The organism is Bacillus sp. B25(2016b) (assembly GCF_001679765.1).
GTDB classification, from domain to species: domain Bacteria; phylum Bacillota; class Bacilli; order Bacillales; family Bacillaceae_G; genus Bacillus_A; species Bacillus_A thuringiensis_K.
The window spans coordinates 711,219-731,010 of record NZ_CP016285.1; the positions used below are offsets into that span (position 1 = coordinate 711,219).

Consider the following 19,792-nt stretch of genomic DNA (forward strand, 5'->3'; position numbering starts at 1 on the left):
ATATGTAGGAAAATGCATGTAGTTTTATAATAGCAAAGCGAGGAAAAACAATTTTTTTAACACGATAAAAAAGCCACTGAATTATCCAGCAGCTTTTTCCGTGTTTTTATCGCCATGCTTTTGTTTTCTTATGCTTGTAATGTAAATGAAGAGAAAAGCAATAAGTAATAGAGAGGAGTAACGATATACAGTTGCATAGTTTGTAAAGTGAGCAATAAATCCAAATATAATTGCTCCAGCGCCTATTCCAAGGTCAAATGCGGAGAAAAATGTAGCAGTTGCTACGCCGCGTCGATGGGGTGCTACGCCGTCAATCATCCATGCTTGTAGTGCAGGTTGGATCGCTCCAAAACCACTTCCGTAACATGCTGCAGCAATAATTAAGCTCGGAATTGTCGTCGTATACGACAATAAAATAATGCCTGTAAACGTTATAATAACTCCCGGAATGATGACGAATGTATGCCCTTTCGCATCATATAGCTTTCCAGAGAATGGACGAGTCACAGCGATTGCTAGTGCGTTACATAAAAAGAAGAGACTAATATCAGCTATGCCGACTTCTGTAGCAAATAGTGTGATAAAACTTCCGATTCCTCCGTACATTAATGTAATACATAATATTAATAATGAAGGAAGTAAAGCTTTACGCTCAATAAATCCATCGAGAAAAGTACTAGATGATTGTTGTGGCGGCTGTTTCGTTTTTTGGATTTGAAGTAGCTTCGTTAATATTAATGAAACAATTGTGCACGATAATGCACATAAAAAAAGAATTGTGAAATTATATGTTTGCATAAGCCATAGTCCGATAAGTGGACCGAGGGCCATTGCAATTGTTCCAGAAAGGCCAAAATATCCCATGCCTTCTCCGCGGCGAGCTGAGGGAATTAAATCAGAAACGACAGTTCCATATGTAGTCGTTGTAATACCGAAACCAGCTCCGTGTAAAATACGAACAGCAAGCAAGAGAAAGATTGTTGAGGCGAAAAGGTAACTGCCCATAGCGAGTAAACAAATAGCAGTACCGATCATTAAAATGATTTTTTTATTAAATTTTTGCAAGGCGTTCCCAGTTAGCGGTCTAACAAAAAGTGCCGCAACGGTAAACATGCCGACAACAAATCCGATATTGGAACTTGTGCCACCAATTTCTTTCACATAAACAGGTAAGGTTGGAATTAACATTTGAAACCCTAAAAACATACATAAGTTTGCAAAAATTAAAGCAACAAACTCTTTTGTCCATAACGGCTCTCGTTTTACGAGTATTGCTTCTCCCATATATTCATCCCCTATATAAAATTTTTCCGCTATTAACGGGCAGTAAAACTCCCACCTCAAAATCGGACTGGAGCAAAGAAGTTAGGTGGGAGATCAACTGCCCGTAAAAGCCCGATTGGTTCAACTAATAATCAGTGGGGGATGAACACCCCCCTCACTGATTAAAGTTTCACTTTATCTCTTTTCTTTCGAGTATATGTATTGGCCAATGAAACAGTCAAGGAAGGTGTCTTGAAAACGGATAACAATTTTTAAGATGAAAAACTGACAAATTTGTGTAAAAGCTACACAACTAAGAAAAAAAGATGTAAAGTATAGATGTATAGACTTGTAGGTGTTAAGAACGATAGAAATTATTTTTTCTTTAAAGAAAGCGGATTCAAAAGAGTAGTGAACAAGAAGGGGATATATACTTTTTCACTACATATATTTGAAAAGGTTTACAATATGATGAAGAAAGAGGCGTGTACATATGAGACGATTAGGTATTTCTATTTATCCAGAACATTCAACAGTAGAGAAAGATAAGGAGTATTTAACATTAGCAAGTAAATATGGATTTACACGTGTGTTCACATGTTTATTATCTGTGGATGGAGAAAAAGAGAAAATTATAGAAGAATTTAAAGAAACGATCTCTCATGCGAATGCATTAGGGTTCCAAGTATTAGTTGATATTAGTCCATCTGTTTTTGAACAATTAGGTATTTCGTATAATGATTTATCATTCTTCCATGAATTAGGTGCGTACGGTATTCGTTTAGATGTCGGTTTCTCAGGATTAGAAGAATCAATTATGACTTATAATGCATATGGTTTGAAAATTGAGATTAATATGAGTAATGGTACGAAGTATGTAGATAACATTATGAGTCATAGACCAAATCGTGAAAATTTAATTGGTTGTCATAATTTTTATCCGCATCGTTATTCAGGGTTATCATACGATCATTTCATTAAATGCTCGAAACAATTTAAAGATTACGGTATGAGAACGGCTGCTTTTATTTCATCATTTGATGCAACATACGGACCTTGGCCAGTAACAGAAGGGTTATGTACATTAGAGCAGCATCGTGAATTACCGATGACAACACAGGCGAAGCATTTATTCGCGACGGAATTAATTGATGATGTTATTATTGCAAACGCATATGCGTCAGAAGAAGAATTACAAGCACTAGGTGCATTAAATAAAGAAAAACAAGCATTTGATATAGAACTATATGATACAACGACAGAACTAGAAAGAATTATCGTATTAGACGAACCACATTTTTATCGAGGAGATGTATCTGAATATATGATTCGTTCTACACAAAGTCGTGTGAAATATAAAAAAGAAGAGTTTAAACCTCATAATACGCGCGAAATTAAGCGTGGAGATTTATTAATTGACAATGAGCAATATGGCCAGTATAAAGGTGAATTACAAATTGCATTAAAAGATATGGTGAATACAGGAAAAACAAATGTAGTTGGTCGAATTGTAGAAGAAGAGATTTTCTTACTAGACTATTTACAAGCATGGGATAAATTCGGATTCACATTAAAGAAATAGAGAGAATATAAAGGGGAAAAACTACTGATTTCAGCAGCGTTTCCCCCTTTATATATAAAGAGCGAGAGGAAGAGCTATGACAAAGGTGCATCAGCGATTAATTTCTATTTTAGAGGAATTTTTAGAAGAGAAATCGATGTTAAATCGAGCTTTTTTAGCGGGCCGTTTACATGTATCAACGAAGACGATTCAAAAGGATATAAAATTATTAAATGATATATTGGAAGAAAACGGAGCGAAAATCGAATCGCAAAGAGGGAATGGGTACGAATTAGAAATTATACAAAAGAAGAAATTTGAAGACTTTTGTGTGAGTCTATTTCAAAAACAGACGGAAAAGATCCCAACTTCTTATGAAGAAAGAATAGCGTACATTCTGCAGCGTGTTTTAATGACAGAGGAATATGTGAAGCTTTCAGAATTAGCGGAAGAGATGTATGTGAGCAAATCAACGGTCAATTTAATTATGAAAGATGTTACAGATATATGTGGTCGCTATAAATTACAAATTGAGAAGAGACCGTATTATGGTATACGTATTGTTGGAGAGGAATTTAATATTCGTTCTTGTTTATCACAATATGGTTTCCCGCGTTATGACCATACTCCGTTTCATGAGCAATTTGAGCAGACGGAGACATATTTATCGCTACCTCATATATCACTCATTCGTTCAATTATATTAAAGTATATTGAAGGCGGAACAATATATTTATCTGATATAGAAATTGATAATTTAGTCATTCATATTGCAATTGCATTAAAGCGTTGTCAAAGTCAACATTATATGAAAGGACTACATGCGGAGCAATCAGAACTTATAATAAAGAAAGAATATACAATTGCGAAGCAGATTTTAGGAGATTTAGAGAAAGAGTTAAAATTTTCATTTCCAGAAGAAGAAGTATTATATGTGACGATGCATTTATTAAGTACTGCTGTTACAACGAGAGGTCGCTATGAAAATGTAGAAGAGCTATTAGGGAAAGATATATATGCATTTATGCAACATATTCTTTTTAAAGTAGCGGAAGAACGGAATCTTATTTTTTATTATGATGAAGAATTATTATTTGGATTTGGTATTCATTTAAAAACGTTATTAAATCGTTTGAAGTATAAGTTAAATACGAGGAATCCTCTTTTGGCAGAAGTGAAAAAGAATTATCCGTATGCTTTTGAAGTTGCGGTTCTTGTTGGAGATATCATTGGTGAATATATGGGTGAATCGATTCCTGAAAGTGAAATTGGTTATATTGCAATTCACTTCGGCGGAGCGATGAGCCGTTTGCAGGAGCAGAATCAAAAGAAAAGATGCTTATTAGTTTGTGCGACTGGTCAAGGAAGTGCACAACTATTAAAATATAAAATTTTATCACAGTTCCGAGATAAATTAGAGATTGTAGGTATTACAGGCTATTATCAATTGAAAGTAGAAGATCTTTATAAAGAAAAAATAGATTGTATTATTAGTACGATTCATATACCGAGTGGCTTGCCTGTTCCAGTTATAAAAGTGAATTCAATATTTGATGATAAAGAGATTAAATCGATTGGTCAGCGATTGTTTACGCATGTGAATACTAGTGTGCAGCCTTATATTAAGGAAGATTTAATCTTTTTAAATCATAGTGCTTCTACGAAAGAGGATGTTATTCAGTTTTTATGTGAGAAAGCTGCTGAGAAACGCTATGTACCAAAAAACTTTTATGCTTCTGTTATGGAAAGAGAAAATACGTCTCCGACAGCGGTTGGGAATTCAGTTGCAATCCCGCATCCGATGCAGTTATTAAGTGAGGAAACTTTTTTGATGTTTTGCACACTTGAAAAGGCTGTTGATTGGGGAGATAAAAAAGTACAAGTAATTATTTTATTTAGTGTAAAGCGCAATAATAATGAAGATTTGCAAAGGCTTTATGATTTTTTATATGATATTATGTCTAGTCAAACTACGATAGAGAAACTTACTCAGACCGAGTTAATTGAAGATTTTCAAGAGATTTTATTATCATTTTGAAAAAGTATATAAAAACTTCCGTTACATAACGGAAGTTTTTTATGTTTAATTGTATGCGTTTTCATAATAAGATAAAAACATAGAAAACATATAGCTTGGGGGAATTTAAAATGGCTGATATGCAAACTCCATTTGCATTAATTTTACATGGTGGCAATGCGAGAAGTGCGGCGCTTGAAGCAATTGCTTTTGCAAGACAAGGAGATTTCGGGAATGCCAGTGAAAAGATGAAACTTGCTAGTGAGGAAATTTCATCAGCTCATCGCATTCAAACGGATTTAATTCAAGAAGAGGCAAGAGGAAATCATGCAGAAATCAGTTTACTGTTAGTGCATGCGCAAGATCATTTAATGAATGCAATTACAGTAAAAGAACTGGCTGAAGAATTTATTGCTCTTCATAAACGAGTAGAAGAGAAAGTGACAGTATAAGATGTACATTTTATTATGTTGTGCAGCAGGTATGTCAACGAGTATGGTCGTAAGAAAAATGCAAGAAGAGGCAAAGAAACAGGGGAAGAATTATAAAATTAAGGCAGTTGATTCAGAACTAGTGAAGCTTGAAATTAAGGAAGCCGATGTCGTTTTAATTGGCCCACAGGTGAAATATTTATTTCCAGCTGTAGAGTTTCTTGCAAATTCATACAATATACCAGTTGCGATCATAGACCAACGAGATTATGGAATGTGTGATGGTTTGAAAGTGCTTAAGCAAGCGGAACAATTAGTTTTAGCATAATTATATCTTTTTAAATATAAACATTATAATGTTATAAAGTTTATTTCATTCTTTTATAGTAGAGAGGAAGAGGAGGGCTATTGATGAATGGGTTTATGAGTTTTATGGAACAAAAGATTATGCCAACAACGCAAAAAATTGCAGGACAACGACATTTATTAGCAATTCGAAATGGGGTTATTTCTACATTACCGTTAACGATCGTCGGATCATTTTTCGTCATCTTTTTAAATTTACCGATTGATGCATATATGGAATGGATCGCACCGTTTCGCCATATTTTAGATATTCCATTCCGATTTACAGTAGGACTAATGGCATTATACGCAGCGTTTGGTGTAGGGGCTTCGCTCGCGAACTTTTATCAGCTCAATCAGTTAAGTGCAGGGTTATTATCTGTACTCGCCTTTTTACTAGCATCAGTTGAACCAATTCAAATTACGAAAGCTGTACCAGGTGTTATTGATGCAGGTAGATACATTTCAATAGGAACATTAAGTGCAACGTCTTTATTCGGCGCAATCGTTACAGCTTTAATTGCAGTAGAAATTTATCATTTTATGATTAAGCATAATATCTCGATTAAATTACCAGATAGTGTACCACCAGCAGTTTCAAATTCGTTTGCAGCATTAATTCCAACATTAGTAGTTATTCTTTTATTCTGGGGCATTCGCTACGGTTTGAAATTTGATGTAAATACAACAATTACATATTTAATCGCACCATTAAAATCAGTATTAGTAGGAAATAATTTATTCGGCGGTTTATTAACAGTATTCTTAATCGTGTTCTTCTGGTCATTCGGTATACATGGCCCTGCGATTTTAGGACCGATTATTCGTCCAATGTGGGATTCAGCAATTCTTGAAAATATGGAAGTGTTCACGGCTACAGGAAATGCACATCAGTTACCAAACTTATTTACAGAGCAATTCATTCAATGGTTCGTATGGATTGGCGGATCAGGTTCAACGTTAGCTTTAGTCATTATGTTTATGTTCTCTAAATCTAAGTTCCTAAAAGAGTTAGGGAGATTATCATTCGTACCAGGTTTATTCAATATTAACGAACCAATTATTTTCGGGGCACCAATTGTAATGAACCCAATCTTAATTATTCCGTTCGTTATTACACCGTTAGTGACAACGACAGTATCATATTTCGCAGTTGTTTCAGGTATGATTCCACTTATGATGGCGAAACTGCCATTTACGATGTTAGCACCGATTGCAGCGGTGATTAGTACGGACTGGACAATTATGGCTGGTGTACTTGTACTTGTTAACTTTGTTATCTCATTCGTTATTTACTATCCATTCTTCAAAATGTATGAGAAACAACAATTAGCAGGAGAGGAGAAAACAGAATGCTCGGAGCAATTATCATCTTAATTACATTCGTGGTCGGACAGTGTATTGCCCATTATTCGAAATGGGTACAAAGTAAATCTTTATTAGTGTTACTACTCGTATCAGTTTTATTTATCGGTTGTTCAATGGGTGCATATGTAATGTTAGGATTGCAATCACCGTACGTAATTATTGTACCAACGATTTTATGTGCAACTTGTTTATCTGCAAAATATAGATTTACGAGCATAGCATTAATACAACGTGTGAAGGAGATGCAAAAGCATGGAGCGTAAATTAGGAATTTCACTTTATCCAGAACATTCAACGAAAGAAAAAGATATGGCTTATATTTCCGTAGCGGCACGACATGGTTTTTCAAGAATATTTACTTGTTTGTTATCTGTGAATCGTCCGAAAGAAGAAATTATAGCTGAATTTAAAGAGATTATTAATCACGCAAAAGATAACAATATGGAAGTTATTTTAGATGTAGCTCCGGCGGTATTTGATCAACTTGGTATTAGTTATAGCGATCTATCATTCTTCGCAGAGTTAGGTGCAGACGGTATTCGATTAGATTTAGGTTTTGACGGACTAACTGAAGCGAAAATGACGAATAATCCGTACGGTTTAAAAATCGAGTTAAATGTAAGTAACGATATTGCTTACTTAGAAAATATTCTTTCGCATCAAGCGAATAAATCAACTTTAATTGGTTGCCATAACTTTTATCCGCAAAAATTTACTGGTCTTCCGTATGATTATTTCATTCGCTGTAGTGAACGCTTTAAAAAACACGGTATTCGCACGGCAGCATTTATTACGTCACATGCAGCTAACATCGGTCCATGGGATATTAATGACGGATTATGTACGCTAGAAGAGCATCGTAACTTGCCGATTGAAGTACAAGCGAAACACTTATGGGCGACAGGGCTTATTGATGACGTTATTATCGGAAATACCTATGCGAGTGAAGAAGAGTTAGAGAAACTAGGAAACTTAAATCGTTACATGTTACAGCTAAAGGTAAACTTTGTAGACGAAGCGACTGAAGTAGAGAAGAAAGCGACACTGCAAGAATTACATGTAAGACGCGGCGACATAACAGAATATATGGTGCGTTCTACAGAAGTACGTAAAAAGTATAAAGACTATGACTTCCCAGTGCGAGAAAGTGTATTACAGGAAAGAGGGCAAGTTGTAATTGGAAACAACTCATTTGGTAAGTATAAAGGTGAACTTCAAATCATTCTAAAAGAAATGCCGATAGATGAACGGAAAAATATTGTCGGTACAATTGCAGAAGAAGAGTTATTCTTACTAGATTATGTAGGAGCTTGGACACAGTTTACTTGTGTGGAATAGGGTAGGGCAGGAGAGGATGCTATGACATCCTCTTTTTTCTGTTGAAATAGTAATCTATCGTATATAGAATGCAAAGAGATAGATTTAATTTGGACGGGAGAGAAGGAGATGGAAGGGTATATAGATGATTTATTAAGGCGGATGGCTATAGATATATGGCATCGTGCGTATGATGAAGCAAAAGCGTTAAATGACTTATTAATTTTTCCTTATTTACAGGGGAAGTTAAGCAAAGCAAAAAAGGTATCTATGAAGAAAGATATTTATTATTTAATGACGAAACTTGCTATTAATACGAAAGAAATTTGTATTGCAGATTATCTTATAGATTGTTTGGAATATGAAGACAGTCCGACTTTGTTAAGTGAATTGCTTAGTAATATTTATACATTACCAGTAGTAAGTAGTACAAATAAAATTATTCCTTATATTTATCATAAAAACGATAGTGTTCGTTTTTTACATAAGTTTGTTGATCGTGAAGAAGTTTTAAAGACATTTGATAAAGTGTACAAAAAACGAGGGAATTTATTTATGTCAGAGCGAAAGTGGCTTCGAGACAACATTGCTTACTTTCAAGAGAAAGATAGAATGTGAGAATCATAAAAAAAGAGTCAGCCTCAATAATAAGACTGACTCTTTTTTATATGCTAACTAGTTTAATACTTTAACTGTAACTGTTTTACGTCCCCAGTTACTAGATGTGCCTTTATCTGGCATTAAAACATCGATTTTATTTCCTTTAATAGCTCCACCAGTATCACCAGCGATTGCTACTCCGTAACCTTCAACCCATACTTTTGAACCTAATGGAATGACACTTGGGTCAACTGCAATAAGTTTCATGTTTGGATTAGCTGTTAAGTTGTGACCTAAAGCTGATTTTACTTGGTCGCCTGCTTTATAACCATTTTCAAGTGGATCTGCTGTGTAAGCAGTTGCTACAACGCGTAGTTCACGAGAAGATGATGGTGCACTTGTTTCAGTTTCTTTTGCAACAGGTTGTTGTGTAGCAGGTTTTTGAGCTTTAGCCGCTTCACGAGCTTTAGTTGCCTCTTGAGCTTTAGCTGCCTCACGAGCTTCAGCTGCTTCTTGAGCTTTAGCTGCTTCACGAGCTTTAGCTGCCTCTTGAGCTTTAGCCGCTGCTTGAGCTTCAGCTGCTTCTTGAGCTTTAGCTGCTTCACGAGCTTTAGCTGCTTCTTGAGCTTTAGCTTCTGCTTGAGCTTCAGCTGCTGCCTGAGCTTTAGCTGCTTCTTGAGCTTTAGCTGCTTCACGAGCTTTAGCTGCTTCTTGAGCCTTAGCTTCTGCTTGAGCTTCTGCCGCTTCACGAGCTTTAGTTGCTTCTACTGCTTTAGCTTTTGCTTGAGTTTCAGCTACTTCCTGAGCTTTAACTGCTTCACGAACTTTAGCTGTATCTTGAACTTGAGTTGTTTTTTCAACTTTAGCTACTGGTTGAACTTTAACTGGTGCTTTACCTGTTAAGTAAGGAACATGAACATAAGCTGTTTTTCCGTTATATTCAAATTGAATCCAATCATTTTGTACTTGGTGTGTTGTTTCAATTACATCATCTTTTTTCAACTTACCAAGAATCTCTGAGTCTGTGTTTGCTCCAGCACGTACGTTTAATACGTTTGCTGTTACGTAGTAAGTGTCTTTTGTATAGTCAGCGCTTATGAAAGCTTCTTTACCGCTATTCAATTGAACTTTTGACCAACCATTTTCTGTATGTAAAACATTTACTTTATATCCATCTAATAATTTTCCTACAACTTTTGATTCAGTAGTTGGGTTTTCTCGTACGTTTAGTACGTCAGTCGTTACGATTGTTTCTGCTTTAGCAGATGTTGTGAAAATCCCAAGACCAAAAACCGCTGCTGTTGCTATACCCATAAATTTTTTCATAATAGCCTCCATTGCATTTGTTTTCGTTGACCTCATTATAGCAACCATTATTTTCTTATTTGCGAAAAACATAAAATTACAAAGCTTTCGTAACGGGGCATTAATATTCTGTAACAATTCCATAAATATCCTGATAGCGCTTCCTTGTTGTTTTTTGGCGTATTAAGGCATATGAAACACAAAATGAGTAGCATTTCAATTACTGTAACGTTAATAATGTTACAGTAATATTTCTTGATGATATCTATGGTGTTACAAAAGTAGCGTATTTTACTGTTTGAATGGAAATTTAGTTATGAAACGATAATCTTTTTAGGCATGAAAATATATAAATGAGGTGAAATTTAATAAAATATCGATATAATTGTTACAAAATCAGTCGAAGTATGGAAAAAATTACGCCTTGATTTTCGTCTGTTACATAGTATTTTTGCAATAATAGAATTAGATAATAGCCTTAGTATCTATAAATAATGAAGAGTATTAGAATGATAGTTGTAACGTGAAACATATATAATAGAAGAAACTCAATTTAGTAGATGAATAAAAAACGCAGGAGTGTAAACTCCTACGTTTTTTATTCATATCGTAAACATTCAATTGGATCCAGTTTTGCAGCTTTGTTAGCTGGTAGTAGACCGAATATAATACCAATTAACATAGAGATACCTACTGCAAGAAGTCCAAGTTCTTTTGAGACAACGAGTGGCCATCCGGCAAAGATGGAGACGATCCAAGCGAAGAAGATGCCGAGCGTGAATCCGATGAAACCACCTAGTCCTGTTAAAATACAAGATTCAATTAAGAATTGTGTTAATACTTTACCACGCGTTGCACCAAGTGCTTTACGAATACCAATTTCACGTGTACGTTCTGTTACAGATACAAGCATGATGTTCATTACACCGATACCACCAACAAGTAAGGAGATAGCAGCAATACCACCGAATACCATTTTCATCATACCGATAGATTCGTCTAATTGCTTCGTAAATTCACCTAAGTCCTGTGCTTTGAATTTATTTTCAAATTTAGGAGATTTCATTTCGTTTAAAACAGAAACGGCTTGTTTTTCTACACTTTTACGCTCTGTTGGGGAGGTCATTGTTAATTTTACAGAGTCATACTCAGTTACTCCTGAAATGACAGGGACATTTTCAAGTGACGTATACCCTTCAGCCATAGCCATTCCGAATTCATTTTTCGTTTCGTACACACCGACTACCTTATACGGCTTTCCTTTTATATCAGTGTATAAATTTGATTCCCAACCATTAAATAATTTATTGAAAGCTTCTTCATTTAATATAACAGCAGGAATTGCTTGTGTTAATTCGCTGTCGTTTAATTCGCGACCGTGAACTAATTTTATTTTCGAATCTGTCATGAAGTCGCCTGTTCCACCTATTAAATCAAGCGAGACATCTTTTGAACCAGAAGCTGCTTTTACTTTCATACGTACATCTGGATACACATCCTTAACGCCTGGAACAGTTTGAAGACGTTTTAGCATATCAGCTGTAATTTTGGCAATATCTGTTCCATAGTCAGAGTTATCGTAGTAAATCGTTATTTCATTATCTTTTCCTTGGCCTAATTCTTTTTTAAACTTTGCGTTTGTACCATCACCCATTGAAATGATAGTAATGATAGCGCTAATACCGATAATAATACCTAACATCGTTAAGATAGAACGCATTTTATGAGCAAAGATAGAGGAAAGGGCCATGCGTATATTTTCACTCGTGTTCAAAATTAACCTCTCCAATCTTGGACGATATTTCCGTCACGAATTACAATTTGACGTGCTGCAGCTTCTCCAATTTCACGATCGTGGGTAATCATAATGATTGTTGAGCCTTGTTTGTTTAATTCGTAAAAGAGGTCCATAATTTGTGTACTCGTTTTCGTATCAAGTGCTCCCGTCGGTTCATCGGCTAAAATGAACTTTGGATTATTTACGATTGCACGTGCAACTGCGACACGCTGTTTTTGTCCACCTGATAATTCGTTCGGTAAGTGAGTAGCACGATCAGCTAAACCTACTTTTGTTAAAGCTGCTAGTGAGCGTTCACGTCGCTCTTTTTTATCAACACCTGCATAAATAAGAGGCAATTCAACATTTTGCATTGCTGTAAGTCTCGGTAATAACATAAAGTTTTGGAATACGAATCCGATTTCTTTATTACGGACATGTGCAAGTTCTGTTTCAGACATGTTTGAAATGTTTTGTCCAGCCAGCTCGTACGTACCTGTCGTCGGTTTATCTAAGCAACCGATAATGTTCATTAATGTTGATTTACCAGAACCAGAAGGTCCCATAATAGAAGTGAATTCTCCTTGGTTCAGTGTTACGTCAATTCCATGTAATATTTGAACGGATTCTGTACCATTTTGGAAGGATTTCGTGATGCCTTTTAAGTTAATCACTGGGCGACAACCTCCATACCATCTTTTAAGTCTTTTTCAGGTTTAGAGATAATTTCCTCGCCTTTTTTCACTCCAGAAACTTTTGCTTCGCTATCAGTTTCGAATTCAACAGTAACTGCTTGTTCTTTCGCTTTACCGTCTTTTACAACGAAGACAACATTTTTATCACCTTTTTTCACGATACTGCTTTTCGGAACAATTGTACCAGTTGCTTCGCCAGATTTACTTGTTACGTAAACGTGGAAGCCGTTTTGTAGTTCGTCACTATTATCTAATGTGACAGTGAATTGATAGTTAGAAACAGTTTTATTTTCATCCATGCTCTTTAAAGGTGTAGAACCGATTTCTGTTACTTTTCCTGTCCAAGTCTTACCAGCGACAGTTTTTGATGAAACAGTTACTTCTTGCCCAACTTTCATACTAGCAAGCTCATATTCAGAAAGTTGACCTTTTACTTTAAATTGACCAGCGTGACGAAGAGTAATTCCGCTCATACCTGTTTTTTCGTCAGCAGTTTTTACGATATCATCAATTACGCCATCAGCAGGACTTGTTACAGAAAGAGTGTTTACTTTCTCTTTTGCTGCTTTAATCATTTCATCAGCTTTTTCAACTTCAAACTTTTTCATTTCAAGTTGTGATTCTAATTGCCCAACTTCAACTTCTGATGCTTTTAATGCTTCAGCAGGAAGGCCTGCATTTTTATCTTTTTGTAATTTTTGTTTCGCTGCATCAATTTGTTTTTGGAACAATGTTACTTCTTTTTGTGCGATTTTCTTTTGCATTTCTGCTTCTGTTATACCTTGTTTCGCAGTCGGATCATTGTATTTAAATAGAAGCTGACCCTTTTTCACTTCATCGCCTTTTTTAACAGCTAATTCATATGTTCCTTTTGTTGGATCGAATGAAATAGTTTCAATTCCATTTGGAATAACTTCGCCACCAAATTTTTGCGCGTTTTGGATTTGTTTTTCAGTTACTTTATATCCGCTATATGCCATTGCTACTTCTGAACCGCCACCAGCAAATGCAAAGTATGATCCAGCTGCAATTCCGATTGCTACTACACTAGTAATTAACACTTTATTTTTCTTCTTCATCTATTTATCACCTTTTCGTTCGTTTTAGTATCTACATTAAGTATAGAAGAGGTAAAGAATCTGACAAATCGTTTTAGCTTACAATAACCTTACAGTTTTGTAAGGTATGAATATGTAAATGTAAGGTAGAGGTTGTCCTAGTGTAAGCAAATGAATTGACTCGTCGTTTCTTTCTTACAATAATATTGTATGGAGGAAAGGAGGAAGGAAGATGGAAGCTTATTTTAGCGCGCATCCATTAAAACCGTTTATTCCCTATTCAAGGCAACATGCCATTATATTATTTATTATGTTGGTGGGGATATTTTTCCTATATCAATACCAAGATGTATTACGTCAAAATGAGTGGAATATAACGGTTCGATATGCGATTGCATTTCTATTTATAGGGAGTGAAATTGGACTGCATATGTGGGAGTGGAAAGCAGGGATTTTTGAGCTAGCCACTTCATTACCATTCGAGTTATGTACGATTAGTTTGTTGTTAGCATCGATTATGATTGTAACGAAAAGTTACCGTATATATGAGATTGTATTTTTTACGGGAATTATTGGTGCATCACAAGCCATTTTAACACCAAATTTGCAATATGCTTTTCCGCATTTTCGTTTCATTGAATATTTTATCGCGCATGTATTGCTCATTTGGGCACCACTCTTTATGACTTGGGTGGAAGGCTATAGACCGACCTTGCAATCTATTAAGCGTACGATGATATTTTTAAACATATTAATTCCGCTTGTTTCGTTTGTAAATTACAAAACAGGCGGTAATTATATGTTTTTAGCTCATAAGCCAGAGACTGCTTCATTACTCGATATGTTAGGACCGCATCCTTACTATATTATTTCATTAGAGCTTGCAGCGCTTATTGGATGTTTCATTTTATATATGCCGTTTGCGAAAAGAGAAGGGCATACGCATAAAGAATCACTAGGATCATAGCCTAGTGATTTTTCGTCTTTAAAATATTTACAATTCAGAAAATTAAGAATAGAATTAAGGGGTAAATTATATATAGAGAGAAGGGAAAACGTGGTCAAAAAAGTTTTTCTAAATGGAATGGAAGTGACGATTCAATTTCTTATTTCGATTTTGGGGATTATTATGTTAGGGGCTCTGCCGAAATTGTTTTATGGATTTAAGCTGGATGTATCAAAGTACATACAGAGTTTAAAAGAAGTGTTTGTGAACTTAATGGATATTTCCAATTTGCAATATGTGAGAGGTAAATTTTTATTTCCGCAGCTGTTCGTCCATTATAAAGAAACGATTATTATTTTTTTAGCTGCTTTTTTTATTTCATTATTTGTAGCATTTTGTATTGTTTATGTAATTATGAATAGTTCACCGCGTATACAACATCGAATTAAATCATTTCTTATCTTCCTAGAATCCATTCCAGATATCCTTCTTATTTTAGTATCACAAATTTTAGTTGTATGGTTTTTTAAACAAACAGGTTTTTTACCTTTTCAAATTGCTTCAATTGGAGGCGAGTCGATTAGGGGGTTGCCAATACTTTGTTTGAGCATTCCGACTACGATTATGTTTGTAAAAATGGTCGTGCTTCGTTTTGAAAATGAACTAGAAAAAGATTATGTACTATTTGCTAAGGCGAAAGGGCTGGGGCGCTTTCATATTTTAAATCGTCATATTTTACGAAATGTGTTGCTTAGTACATTATTCTTTGCGAAAACGAACATCTTTTTTATGTTATCTAATTTATATATTATAGAATGGATTTTTAATACGGGTGGTATTTTTATGTTTTTGAAATCGTATTTCGGTATTAGAGTTGAGGTTTTCATCGTTAGTGTGCTTCTTATATATATTCCGATTTTTATTTTATTTAAATTGTTTCATTATCTCATTCCGGCTGCGATGAAGGAGAGATTATAATATGTGGACGTATATAAAACGTGATAAAAGATTTTGGATAAGCATTGGGTTTCTTCTCTTATTAGTTCTTTTGAGCATCGGAAATACGTTATGGAATGATGGACATATTAGACAAGTTACATTGCAATATGATGCGGATGAAAATCCACAAGTGCCACCGTTTCCACCTTCATTACAATTTTTACTCGGGACAGACCGGAAAGGGTATGACCTGTTACATTTAGTCATTGAGGGCGCGAAGTGGACGATTGGTATATCTATTTTAATTGCGGCACTTAGAATGGTAATAGGTGTGTTTTTCGGTGTCGTACTCGGAACGTATATAAAAAGAGGATTTTCAAAAATTGAGGCTTTCTTTGATAGTTTTACAGTTATTCCGACAGTTATGATTGCGTATTTTTTTCTTCAATCTGCAAATTCATTTGGAAGCGGAGAGGAGACAACAACCTTTTTTGAAAGGGCTTCGTTTCAAGTGGTATTACTTGTACTGCTTGTAATGCCAGTTATTGCACTGTATGTTGCGAAGGAAGTTCGTAAATTGCGAACGGAAGAATTTGTTGATGCCGCGCGCATATTAGGTGGATCGAGAAGACATATTGTTATAAAACATATTTTTCCGCATCTCTATATGCCATTTATACTCGTATTTCTTCAGCAGTTTACGCAGACTCTTACTATTTTACTGCACTTAGGATTACTTGAAGTGTTCTTTGGTGGGACTGTTACGTTTGGTGGACCTATAAAAGAGGTGGAATCTTATACGCATGAATGGTCAGGTTTAATTGGAGTATACTTTAGATCATTAACAGTGCATCCATGGATTCCTCTCGTCCCAATTACATTTTTCGGGCTTACTATTTTTTCAGGAAATATGATTGTAAAAAGTATAGAAGAGGCGATGTTGAAGGTAAGGTTAGGAGGAGAGCTAAAGAAGGATGTTGTAGAAGAGGAACAATCTGTTGTGCAGTCGAAAGAAGAGTTATTTACTTTTAAGCATACGATGTGAAAATAAAGAAAAGAAGCAAGCATGAAATACATGCTTGCTTCTTTTCTTTATTTTGTAGAAACTTCGCCTTCAGCTTCTGTTTGCGGAATAAAGTATCCAATTATACCACCGATGATTGCTGGAACGATCCAGCCGATCCCTAAGTTATAAAAAGGAATCGTGTGTACGATATTAGCGATAAAACTTGGTATCATTCCCACATTATCAAGTGCATGAATACAGCTAATAATAAATGCTGCGATCATCGCTCCGATGTAGACAGAAGGTTTACGTTTCGTATATTTATCGATAAATGATACGAAAATTAAAATGATTGTAATTGGGTACAAAATAATTAATACAGGTAGTGTGATTTTAATTAATAAGCTTAATCCTAAGTTTGAAATAACGAAGCTAAAGATACAAACGTATAGTACAAGCTTTTTGTATGAAACATTTGTTAGCACTGTTGTGAAGTAATTTGCAAATGCACTTACAACACCAATTGCCGTTGTTAAACAAGCGAAGATAATGGCGATACTTAATAAAATATTACCGCTTGTCCCAAAGAATTGATACATAACAGTAGCTAATAGTTGACCACCGTTTTCGAATTGCCCTAAGTTTCCGTTTGAAGCTCCGATATAACCGAGTAAGAAGTAAACAATTGTTAAGAATAGAGCAGCGATGCTTCCGCAAATGATTGTATATTTTGCGATAGATTTCTTCTCTTGTATACCGTTTTGACGAATTGCATTTACAACAATTGTTGATAGAACGAGAGCGCCAATTGCATCTAACGTTAAAAATCCTTCAAGAAATCCTTTGAAAAACGGGATGTCTTTATAGTCACCGATAGGCTCTGCAAACGTTCCTGGTGAAAGAATCGCTTTTGTTGCCATAATTGCAATAATTACAAGTAAAATTGGCGTTAATATTTTACCGATATGATCTACTAGCTTGGATGGATTTAATGATAAGAAGTAAACGACTGTAAAGAAAATCGCACTAAAAACTAACATAGAATACCATTGATCTGTGAAAAGTGGTACAATCCCAATTTCATAAGATACAGATCCAGTTCGTGGAATAACAAATAGTGGGCCGATTGAAAGATAAATAATGATAGCGAATACTGCTGCGAATTTTGGATGAACACGGCTCGCTAAAGTGTTAAAACTACCACCAGCAAGGGCAACAGCAACGATAGCAAGTAAAGATAAACCGACGTCTGTAATAATAAATCCTGTAATGGAAACCCACATATTTTCTCCGGAAGAAAGACCAAGAAGGGGTGGGAAAATCATATTACCAGCACCGAAGAAAACTGCGAATAGTAATAAACTAATCGAAAGTATTTGCGCTGGTTTCAAAGTTGTACGCATATAAAGAAAATCCTCCTAATGAGTATTTTTGTCGAAAATTCAAATAATTTGTCGAGTAACTGTTATTATTTTAAAGGTCTGATGACTAGAAAGCAATAGGGAATTTTGAAAAAATTAAAAAATAATGCATTAAATCGAATAAATATACTATTTGTATGTTTAATAGGAAGGATTTAACTTTTAACGTGAAAAAAACACATATCGCTAGGATACGTGTATTAAAAATATATTTTTCTATCGCGTTCTTCTTTTAAAATTTCAACGGCTTCTCGGAAGCGTTGGGAATGGACAATTTCTCGTTCGCGTAAAAAGCGTAAGCTGTCATTTATGTCGGGATCGTCAGATTGGTTGATAAGCCACTGATATGTGGCACGCGCTTTTTCTTCAGCTGCAATATCTTCGTATAGGTCGGCAATTGGATCACCTTTAGCTTGTATATAGGTTGCAGTAAATGGAACACCAGCTGCGTTATGGTAATGAAGTGCGCTGTCATGATCGACGTAATGAGGGTCGAGACCAGCTGCCTTCATCTGTTCAGGAGTCGCATCTTTTGTCAGCTTATAAACCATCGTAGCAATCATTTCAAGATGCGCAAATTCTTCTGTACCAATATCGGTAAGGAGGCCAATGACTTTATCAGGAATGGTATAACGCTGGTTTAAGTAACGTAGTGCAGCAGCTAATTCTCCATCTGCACCACCGTATTGCTCAATTAATAATTTGGCAAGTGCTGGATTACAAGTTCCTACTTTAACAGGGTATTGTAATTTTTTTTCATAAATCCACATAGTTTCTCTCCTTTATATTTGCCATGGCCAAGGACCTTTACTCCATTCCCAAGGGGCATTAGAATAGCTATTTCCATACTGTTGAAGCGGTCCATATTTTTCTTCCATCTGTTGTTTTAATACTCTTCGTTTATAGGAAAAATCATTAAATTGGTTAATAGCTGCTGTATCGTCTGGGTGGGTGTCTAAGTAAAGAGTTAGTTCAACTAATACAAAGTCTAATTCTTGGAGATTCTCTAAAAGTCGATAATACTCTTCTGGTAGTGGTTGATTCACGTCAGTAGTCACCGCCCTTTTTTATAAGGATTTTCGTAATAATCATAAAAAACAGGCCATAAAGTTCCTTTTTGTAGTGCTTCTTTCGGTGAGAATTGTGGTAAATTTGGCGGTTGAAAACCTAAATATAAATTAGGAGGGGTAGAGTAATATTTTTTCCCAATAGGAGGGCAAGGATCTTGAGGGCTATGATATGGCACATATGATTTCATGTATTTATCCATTAATAAACCTCCCTATATCTTCATCACTACGTATTGTATTCAGACATAATGAGCATTTATGACACATATAAAAAAGTAATAAGTACAGGGGGAATGAATGTGGAGAATGTAAAGAATTTAATCGTGTTAGAAGTAAAAAACTTAAAGGAAACTCTGTATTTTTACGAAGGGATTTTAGGAATAACACCTAGTTCATTGAGGCCGCAATTAGATGTTACAGGGGTTTGGTATGATATCGATTCAACGAGAATTAGTTTTGTTATGAATCGCATGTTAGGAGGAAGAGAAAAGAGTGTTACGAATTTATGCGAGGTTATAACATTTTCAATTTCTAACATAGAGAAGTTAAAAAAGAAGCTAACGTTTTATGAAATTTTATATATAGAAAACAAAAGTGAGAAGAGTATTGTAGTACAAGACCCAGATGGATATAAACTTCAAGTGATAGAGAAGGATGAATAAACGGAGGGGAT

At 35.2% G+C, this 19,792-nt stretch carries 21 protein-coding genes; 12 read left to right on the top strand and 9 right to left on the bottom strand.

From position 1 onward, the window contains the following. Positions 1–81: 81 nt before the first annotated feature. On the bottom strand, positions 82–1,284 hold the full coding sequence (locus BAQ53_RS03725; protein ID WP_208906487.1) for an MFS transporter: 1,203 nt from the start codon (positions 1,282–1,284) through the stop codon (positions 82–84). 472 nt (positions 1,285–1,756) lie between these two features. Between BAQ53_RS03725 and BAQ53_RS03730 the strand changes: the two genes are divergently transcribed. The 8 genes from BAQ53_RS03730 (at position 1,757) to BAQ53_RS03765 (ending at position 8,920) form a co-directional block, all read left to right on the top strand. After that, on the top strand, positions 1,757–2,845 hold the full coding sequence (locus tag BAQ53_RS03730) for a DUF871 domain-containing protein (RefSeq protein ID WP_001253345.1): 1,089 nt from the start codon (positions 1,757–1,759) through the stop codon (positions 2,843–2,845). A 76-nt stretch (positions 2,846–2,921) separates the two neighbouring features. Continuing rightward, positions 2,922–4,862, top strand: coding sequence for a BglG family transcription antiterminator (locus BAQ53_RS03735; protein WP_000169787.1), 1,941 nt, complete (start codon positions 2,922–2,924; stop codon positions 4,860–4,862). Positions 4,863–4,972: 110 nt separating this feature from the next. Beyond that, on the top strand, positions 4,973–5,293 hold the full coding sequence (locus BAQ53_RS03740) for a PTS lactose/cellobiose transporter subunit IIA (protein WP_000774633.1): 321 nt from the start codon (positions 4,973–4,975) through the stop codon (positions 5,291–5,293). Position 5,294: 1 nt separating this feature from the next. Further along, entirely contained in the window at positions 5,295–5,600 is a 306-nt protein-coding gene (locus BAQ53_RS03745; protein ID WP_000275642.1) for a PTS sugar transporter subunit IIB, read from the top strand. Between the two features lie 83 nt (positions 5,601–5,683). Continuing rightward, positions 5,684–6,994 (top strand): PTS sugar transporter subunit IIC, encoded by a 1,311-nt coding sequence (locus BAQ53_RS03750; RefSeq protein ID WP_208906488.1) that lies wholly within the window; start codon positions 5,684–5,686, stop codon positions 6,992–6,994. Continuing rightward, positions 6,970–7,248 carry a hypothetical protein gene (locus tag BAQ53_RS03755; protein ID WP_061883800.1) on the top strand — a complete coding sequence of 93 codons (279 nt, stop codon included), beginning with the start codon at positions 6,970–6,972 and terminating at the stop codon, positions 7,246–7,248. Before BAQ53_RS03750 ends, BAQ53_RS03755 begins: the two co-directional genes overlap by 25 nt. After that, the gene (locus tag BAQ53_RS03760) at positions 7,238–8,323 is read left to right on the top strand and encodes a DUF871 domain-containing protein (protein ID WP_208906489.1); all 1,086 of its coding nucleotides are present in this window, start codon (positions 7,238–7,240) and stop codon (positions 8,321–8,323) included. Before BAQ53_RS03755 ends, BAQ53_RS03760 begins: the two co-directional genes overlap by 11 nt. 108 nt (positions 8,324–8,431) lie before the next feature. Further along, the gene (locus BAQ53_RS03765) at positions 8,432–8,920 is read left to right on the top strand and encodes a hypothetical protein (RefSeq protein ID WP_208906490.1); all 489 of its coding nucleotides are present in this window, start codon (positions 8,432–8,434) and stop codon (positions 8,918–8,920) included. Between the two features lie 57 nt (positions 8,921–8,977). On the opposite strand, the gene entC is transcribed toward BAQ53_RS03765, so the two are convergent. The 4 genes from entC to BAQ53_RS03785 form a co-directional block, all read right to left on the bottom strand. After that, entirely contained in the window at positions 8,978–10,351 is a 1,374-nt protein-coding gene (gene entC / locus BAQ53_RS03770; protein ID WP_208906491.1) for a cell wall-binding protein EntC, read from the bottom strand. A 454-nt stretch (positions 10,352–10,805) separates the two neighbouring features. Then, positions 10,806–11,957: an ABC transporter permease gene (locus tag BAQ53_RS03775; RefSeq protein WP_481747222.1), complete on the bottom strand. Its 1,152-nt coding sequence runs from the start codon at positions 11,955–11,957 to the stop codon at positions 10,806–10,808. Between the two features lie 26 nt (positions 11,958–11,983). Further along, positions 11,984–12,658, bottom strand: coding sequence for an ABC transporter ATP-binding protein (locus BAQ53_RS03780; protein WP_000609108.1), 675 nt, complete (start codon positions 12,656–12,658; stop codon positions 11,984–11,986). Next, complete coding sequence (locus BAQ53_RS03785; RefSeq protein ID WP_000728827.1) at positions 12,655–13,758, bottom strand: efflux RND transporter periplasmic adaptor subunit; 1,104 nt, start codon at positions 13,756–13,758, stop codon at positions 12,655–12,657. Before BAQ53_RS03785 ends, BAQ53_RS03780 begins: the two co-directional genes overlap by 4 nt. A gap of 211 nt (positions 13,759–13,969) precedes the next feature. Between BAQ53_RS03785 and BAQ53_RS03790 the strand changes: the two genes are divergently transcribed. From BAQ53_RS03790 to BAQ53_RS03800, 3 genes are all read left to right on the top strand, one after another. Further along, the gene (locus BAQ53_RS03790; protein WP_000388683.1) at positions 13,970–14,704 is read left to right on the top strand and encodes a YwaF family protein; all 735 of its coding nucleotides are present in this window, start codon (positions 13,970–13,972) and stop codon (positions 14,702–14,704) included. A 90-nt stretch (positions 14,705–14,794) separates the two neighbouring features. Continuing rightward, positions 14,795–15,661, top strand: a complete 867-nt coding sequence (locus BAQ53_RS03795) for an ABC transporter permease subunit (protein WP_000239696.1) — start codon at positions 14,795–14,797, stop codon at positions 15,659–15,661. 1 nt (position 15,662) lies between these two features. Next, on the top strand, positions 15,663–16,667 hold the full coding sequence (locus BAQ53_RS03800; protein ID WP_000269956.1) for an ABC transporter permease: 1,005 nt from the start codon (positions 15,663–15,665) through the stop codon (positions 16,665–16,667). Between the two features lie 47 nt (positions 16,668–16,714). On the opposite strand, the gene brnQ2 is transcribed toward BAQ53_RS03800, so the two are convergent. From brnQ2 to BAQ53_RS03820, 4 genes are all read right to left on the bottom strand, one after another. Beyond that, on the bottom strand, positions 16,715–18,031 hold the full coding sequence (brnQ2, locus tag BAQ53_RS03805; protein ID WP_001260942.1) for a branched-chain amino acid transport system II carrier protein BrnQ2: 1,317 nt from the start codon (positions 18,029–18,031) through the stop codon (positions 16,715–16,717). 218 nt (positions 18,032–18,249) lie between these two features. Then, a complete protein-coding gene (gene cotJC, locus BAQ53_RS03810; RefSeq protein WP_000265278.1) occupies positions 18,250–18,819 on the bottom strand; it encodes a spore coat protein CotJC in 570 nt (189 codons plus the stop codon). A 12-nt stretch (positions 18,820–18,831) separates the two neighbouring features. Then, positions 18,832–19,095, bottom strand: a complete 264-nt coding sequence (gene cotJB, locus BAQ53_RS03815) for a spore coat protein CotJB (RefSeq protein WP_001075543.1) — start codon at positions 19,093–19,095, stop codon at positions 18,832–18,834. Between the two features lie 8 nt (positions 19,096–19,103). Next, positions 19,104–19,319 carry a spore coat associated protein CotJA gene (locus BAQ53_RS03820; protein WP_000362188.1) on the bottom strand — a complete coding sequence of 72 codons (216 nt, stop codon included), beginning with the start codon at positions 19,317–19,319 and terminating at the stop codon, positions 19,104–19,106. 33 nt (positions 19,320–19,352) lie between these two features. On the opposite strand from BAQ53_RS03820, the gene BAQ53_RS03825 reads away from it, so the two are divergent. Then, complete coding sequence (locus BAQ53_RS03825) at positions 19,353–19,781, top strand: VOC family protein (protein WP_165498028.1); 429 nt, start codon at positions 19,353–19,355, stop codon at positions 19,779–19,781. The last annotated feature ends 11 nt before the right edge of the window (positions 19,782–19,792 follow it).

Coding starts and splice junctions, on each gene's coding strand:
- BAQ53_RS03740 (WP_000774633.1), top strand. CDS start 4,973: ATGGCTGATATGCAAACTCCATTTGCATTAATTTTACATGGTGGCAAT.
- BAQ53_RS03760 (WP_208906489.1), top strand. CDS start 7,238: ATGGAGCGTAAATTAGGAATTTCACTTTATCCAGAACATTCAACGAAA.
- BAQ53_RS03820 (WP_000362188.1), bottom strand. CDS start 19,319: ATGGATAAATACATGAAATCATATGTGCCATATCATAGCCCTCAAGAT.
- entC (WP_208906491.1), bottom strand. CDS start 10,351: ATGGAATTGTTACAGAATATTAATGCCCCGTTACGAAAGCTTTGTAAT.
- brnQ2 (WP_001260942.1), bottom strand. CDS start 18,031: ATGCGTACAACTTTGAAACCAGCGCAAATACTTTCGATTAGTTTATTA.
- BAQ53_RS03765 (WP_208906490.1), top strand. CDS start 8,432: ATGGAAGGGTATATAGATGATTTATTAAGGCGGATGGCTATAGATATA.
- BAQ53_RS03755 (WP_061883800.1), top strand. CDS start 6,970: ATGCTCGGAGCAATTATCATCTTAATTACATTCGTGGTCGGACAGTGT.
- BAQ53_RS03775 (WP_481747222.1), bottom strand. CDS start 11,957: ATGGCCCTTTCCTCTATCTTTGCTCATAAAATGCGTTCTATCTTAACG.
- cotJC (WP_000265278.1), bottom strand. CDS start 18,819: ATGTGGATTTATGAAAAAAAATTACAATACCCTGTTAAAGTAGGAACT.
- BAQ53_RS03800 (WP_000269956.1), top strand. CDS start 15,663: ATGTGGACGTATATAAAACGTGATAAAAGATTTTGGATAAGCATTGGG.
- BAQ53_RS03725 (WP_208906487.1), bottom strand. CDS start 1,284: ATGGGAGAAGCAATACTCGTAAAACGAGAGCCGTTATGGACAAAAGAG.
- BAQ53_RS03785 (WP_000728827.1), bottom strand. CDS start 13,758: ATGAAGAAGAAAAATAAAGTGTTAATTACTAGTGTAGTAGCAATCGGA.
- BAQ53_RS03730 (WP_001253345.1), top strand. CDS start 1,757: ATGAGACGATTAGGTATTTCTATTTATCCAGAACATTCAACAGTAGAG.
- BAQ53_RS03735 (WP_000169787.1), top strand. CDS start 2,922: ATGACAAAGGTGCATCAGCGATTAATTTCTATTTTAGAGGAATTTTTA.
- BAQ53_RS03750 (WP_208906488.1), top strand. CDS start 5,684: ATGAATGGGTTTATGAGTTTTATGGAACAAAAGATTATGCCAACAACG.
- BAQ53_RS03790 (WP_000388683.1), top strand. CDS start 13,970: ATGGAAGCTTATTTTAGCGCGCATCCATTAAAACCGTTTATTCCCTAT.
- BAQ53_RS03745 (WP_000275642.1), top strand. CDS start 5,295: ATGTACATTTTATTATGTTGTGCAGCAGGTATGTCAACGAGTATGGTC.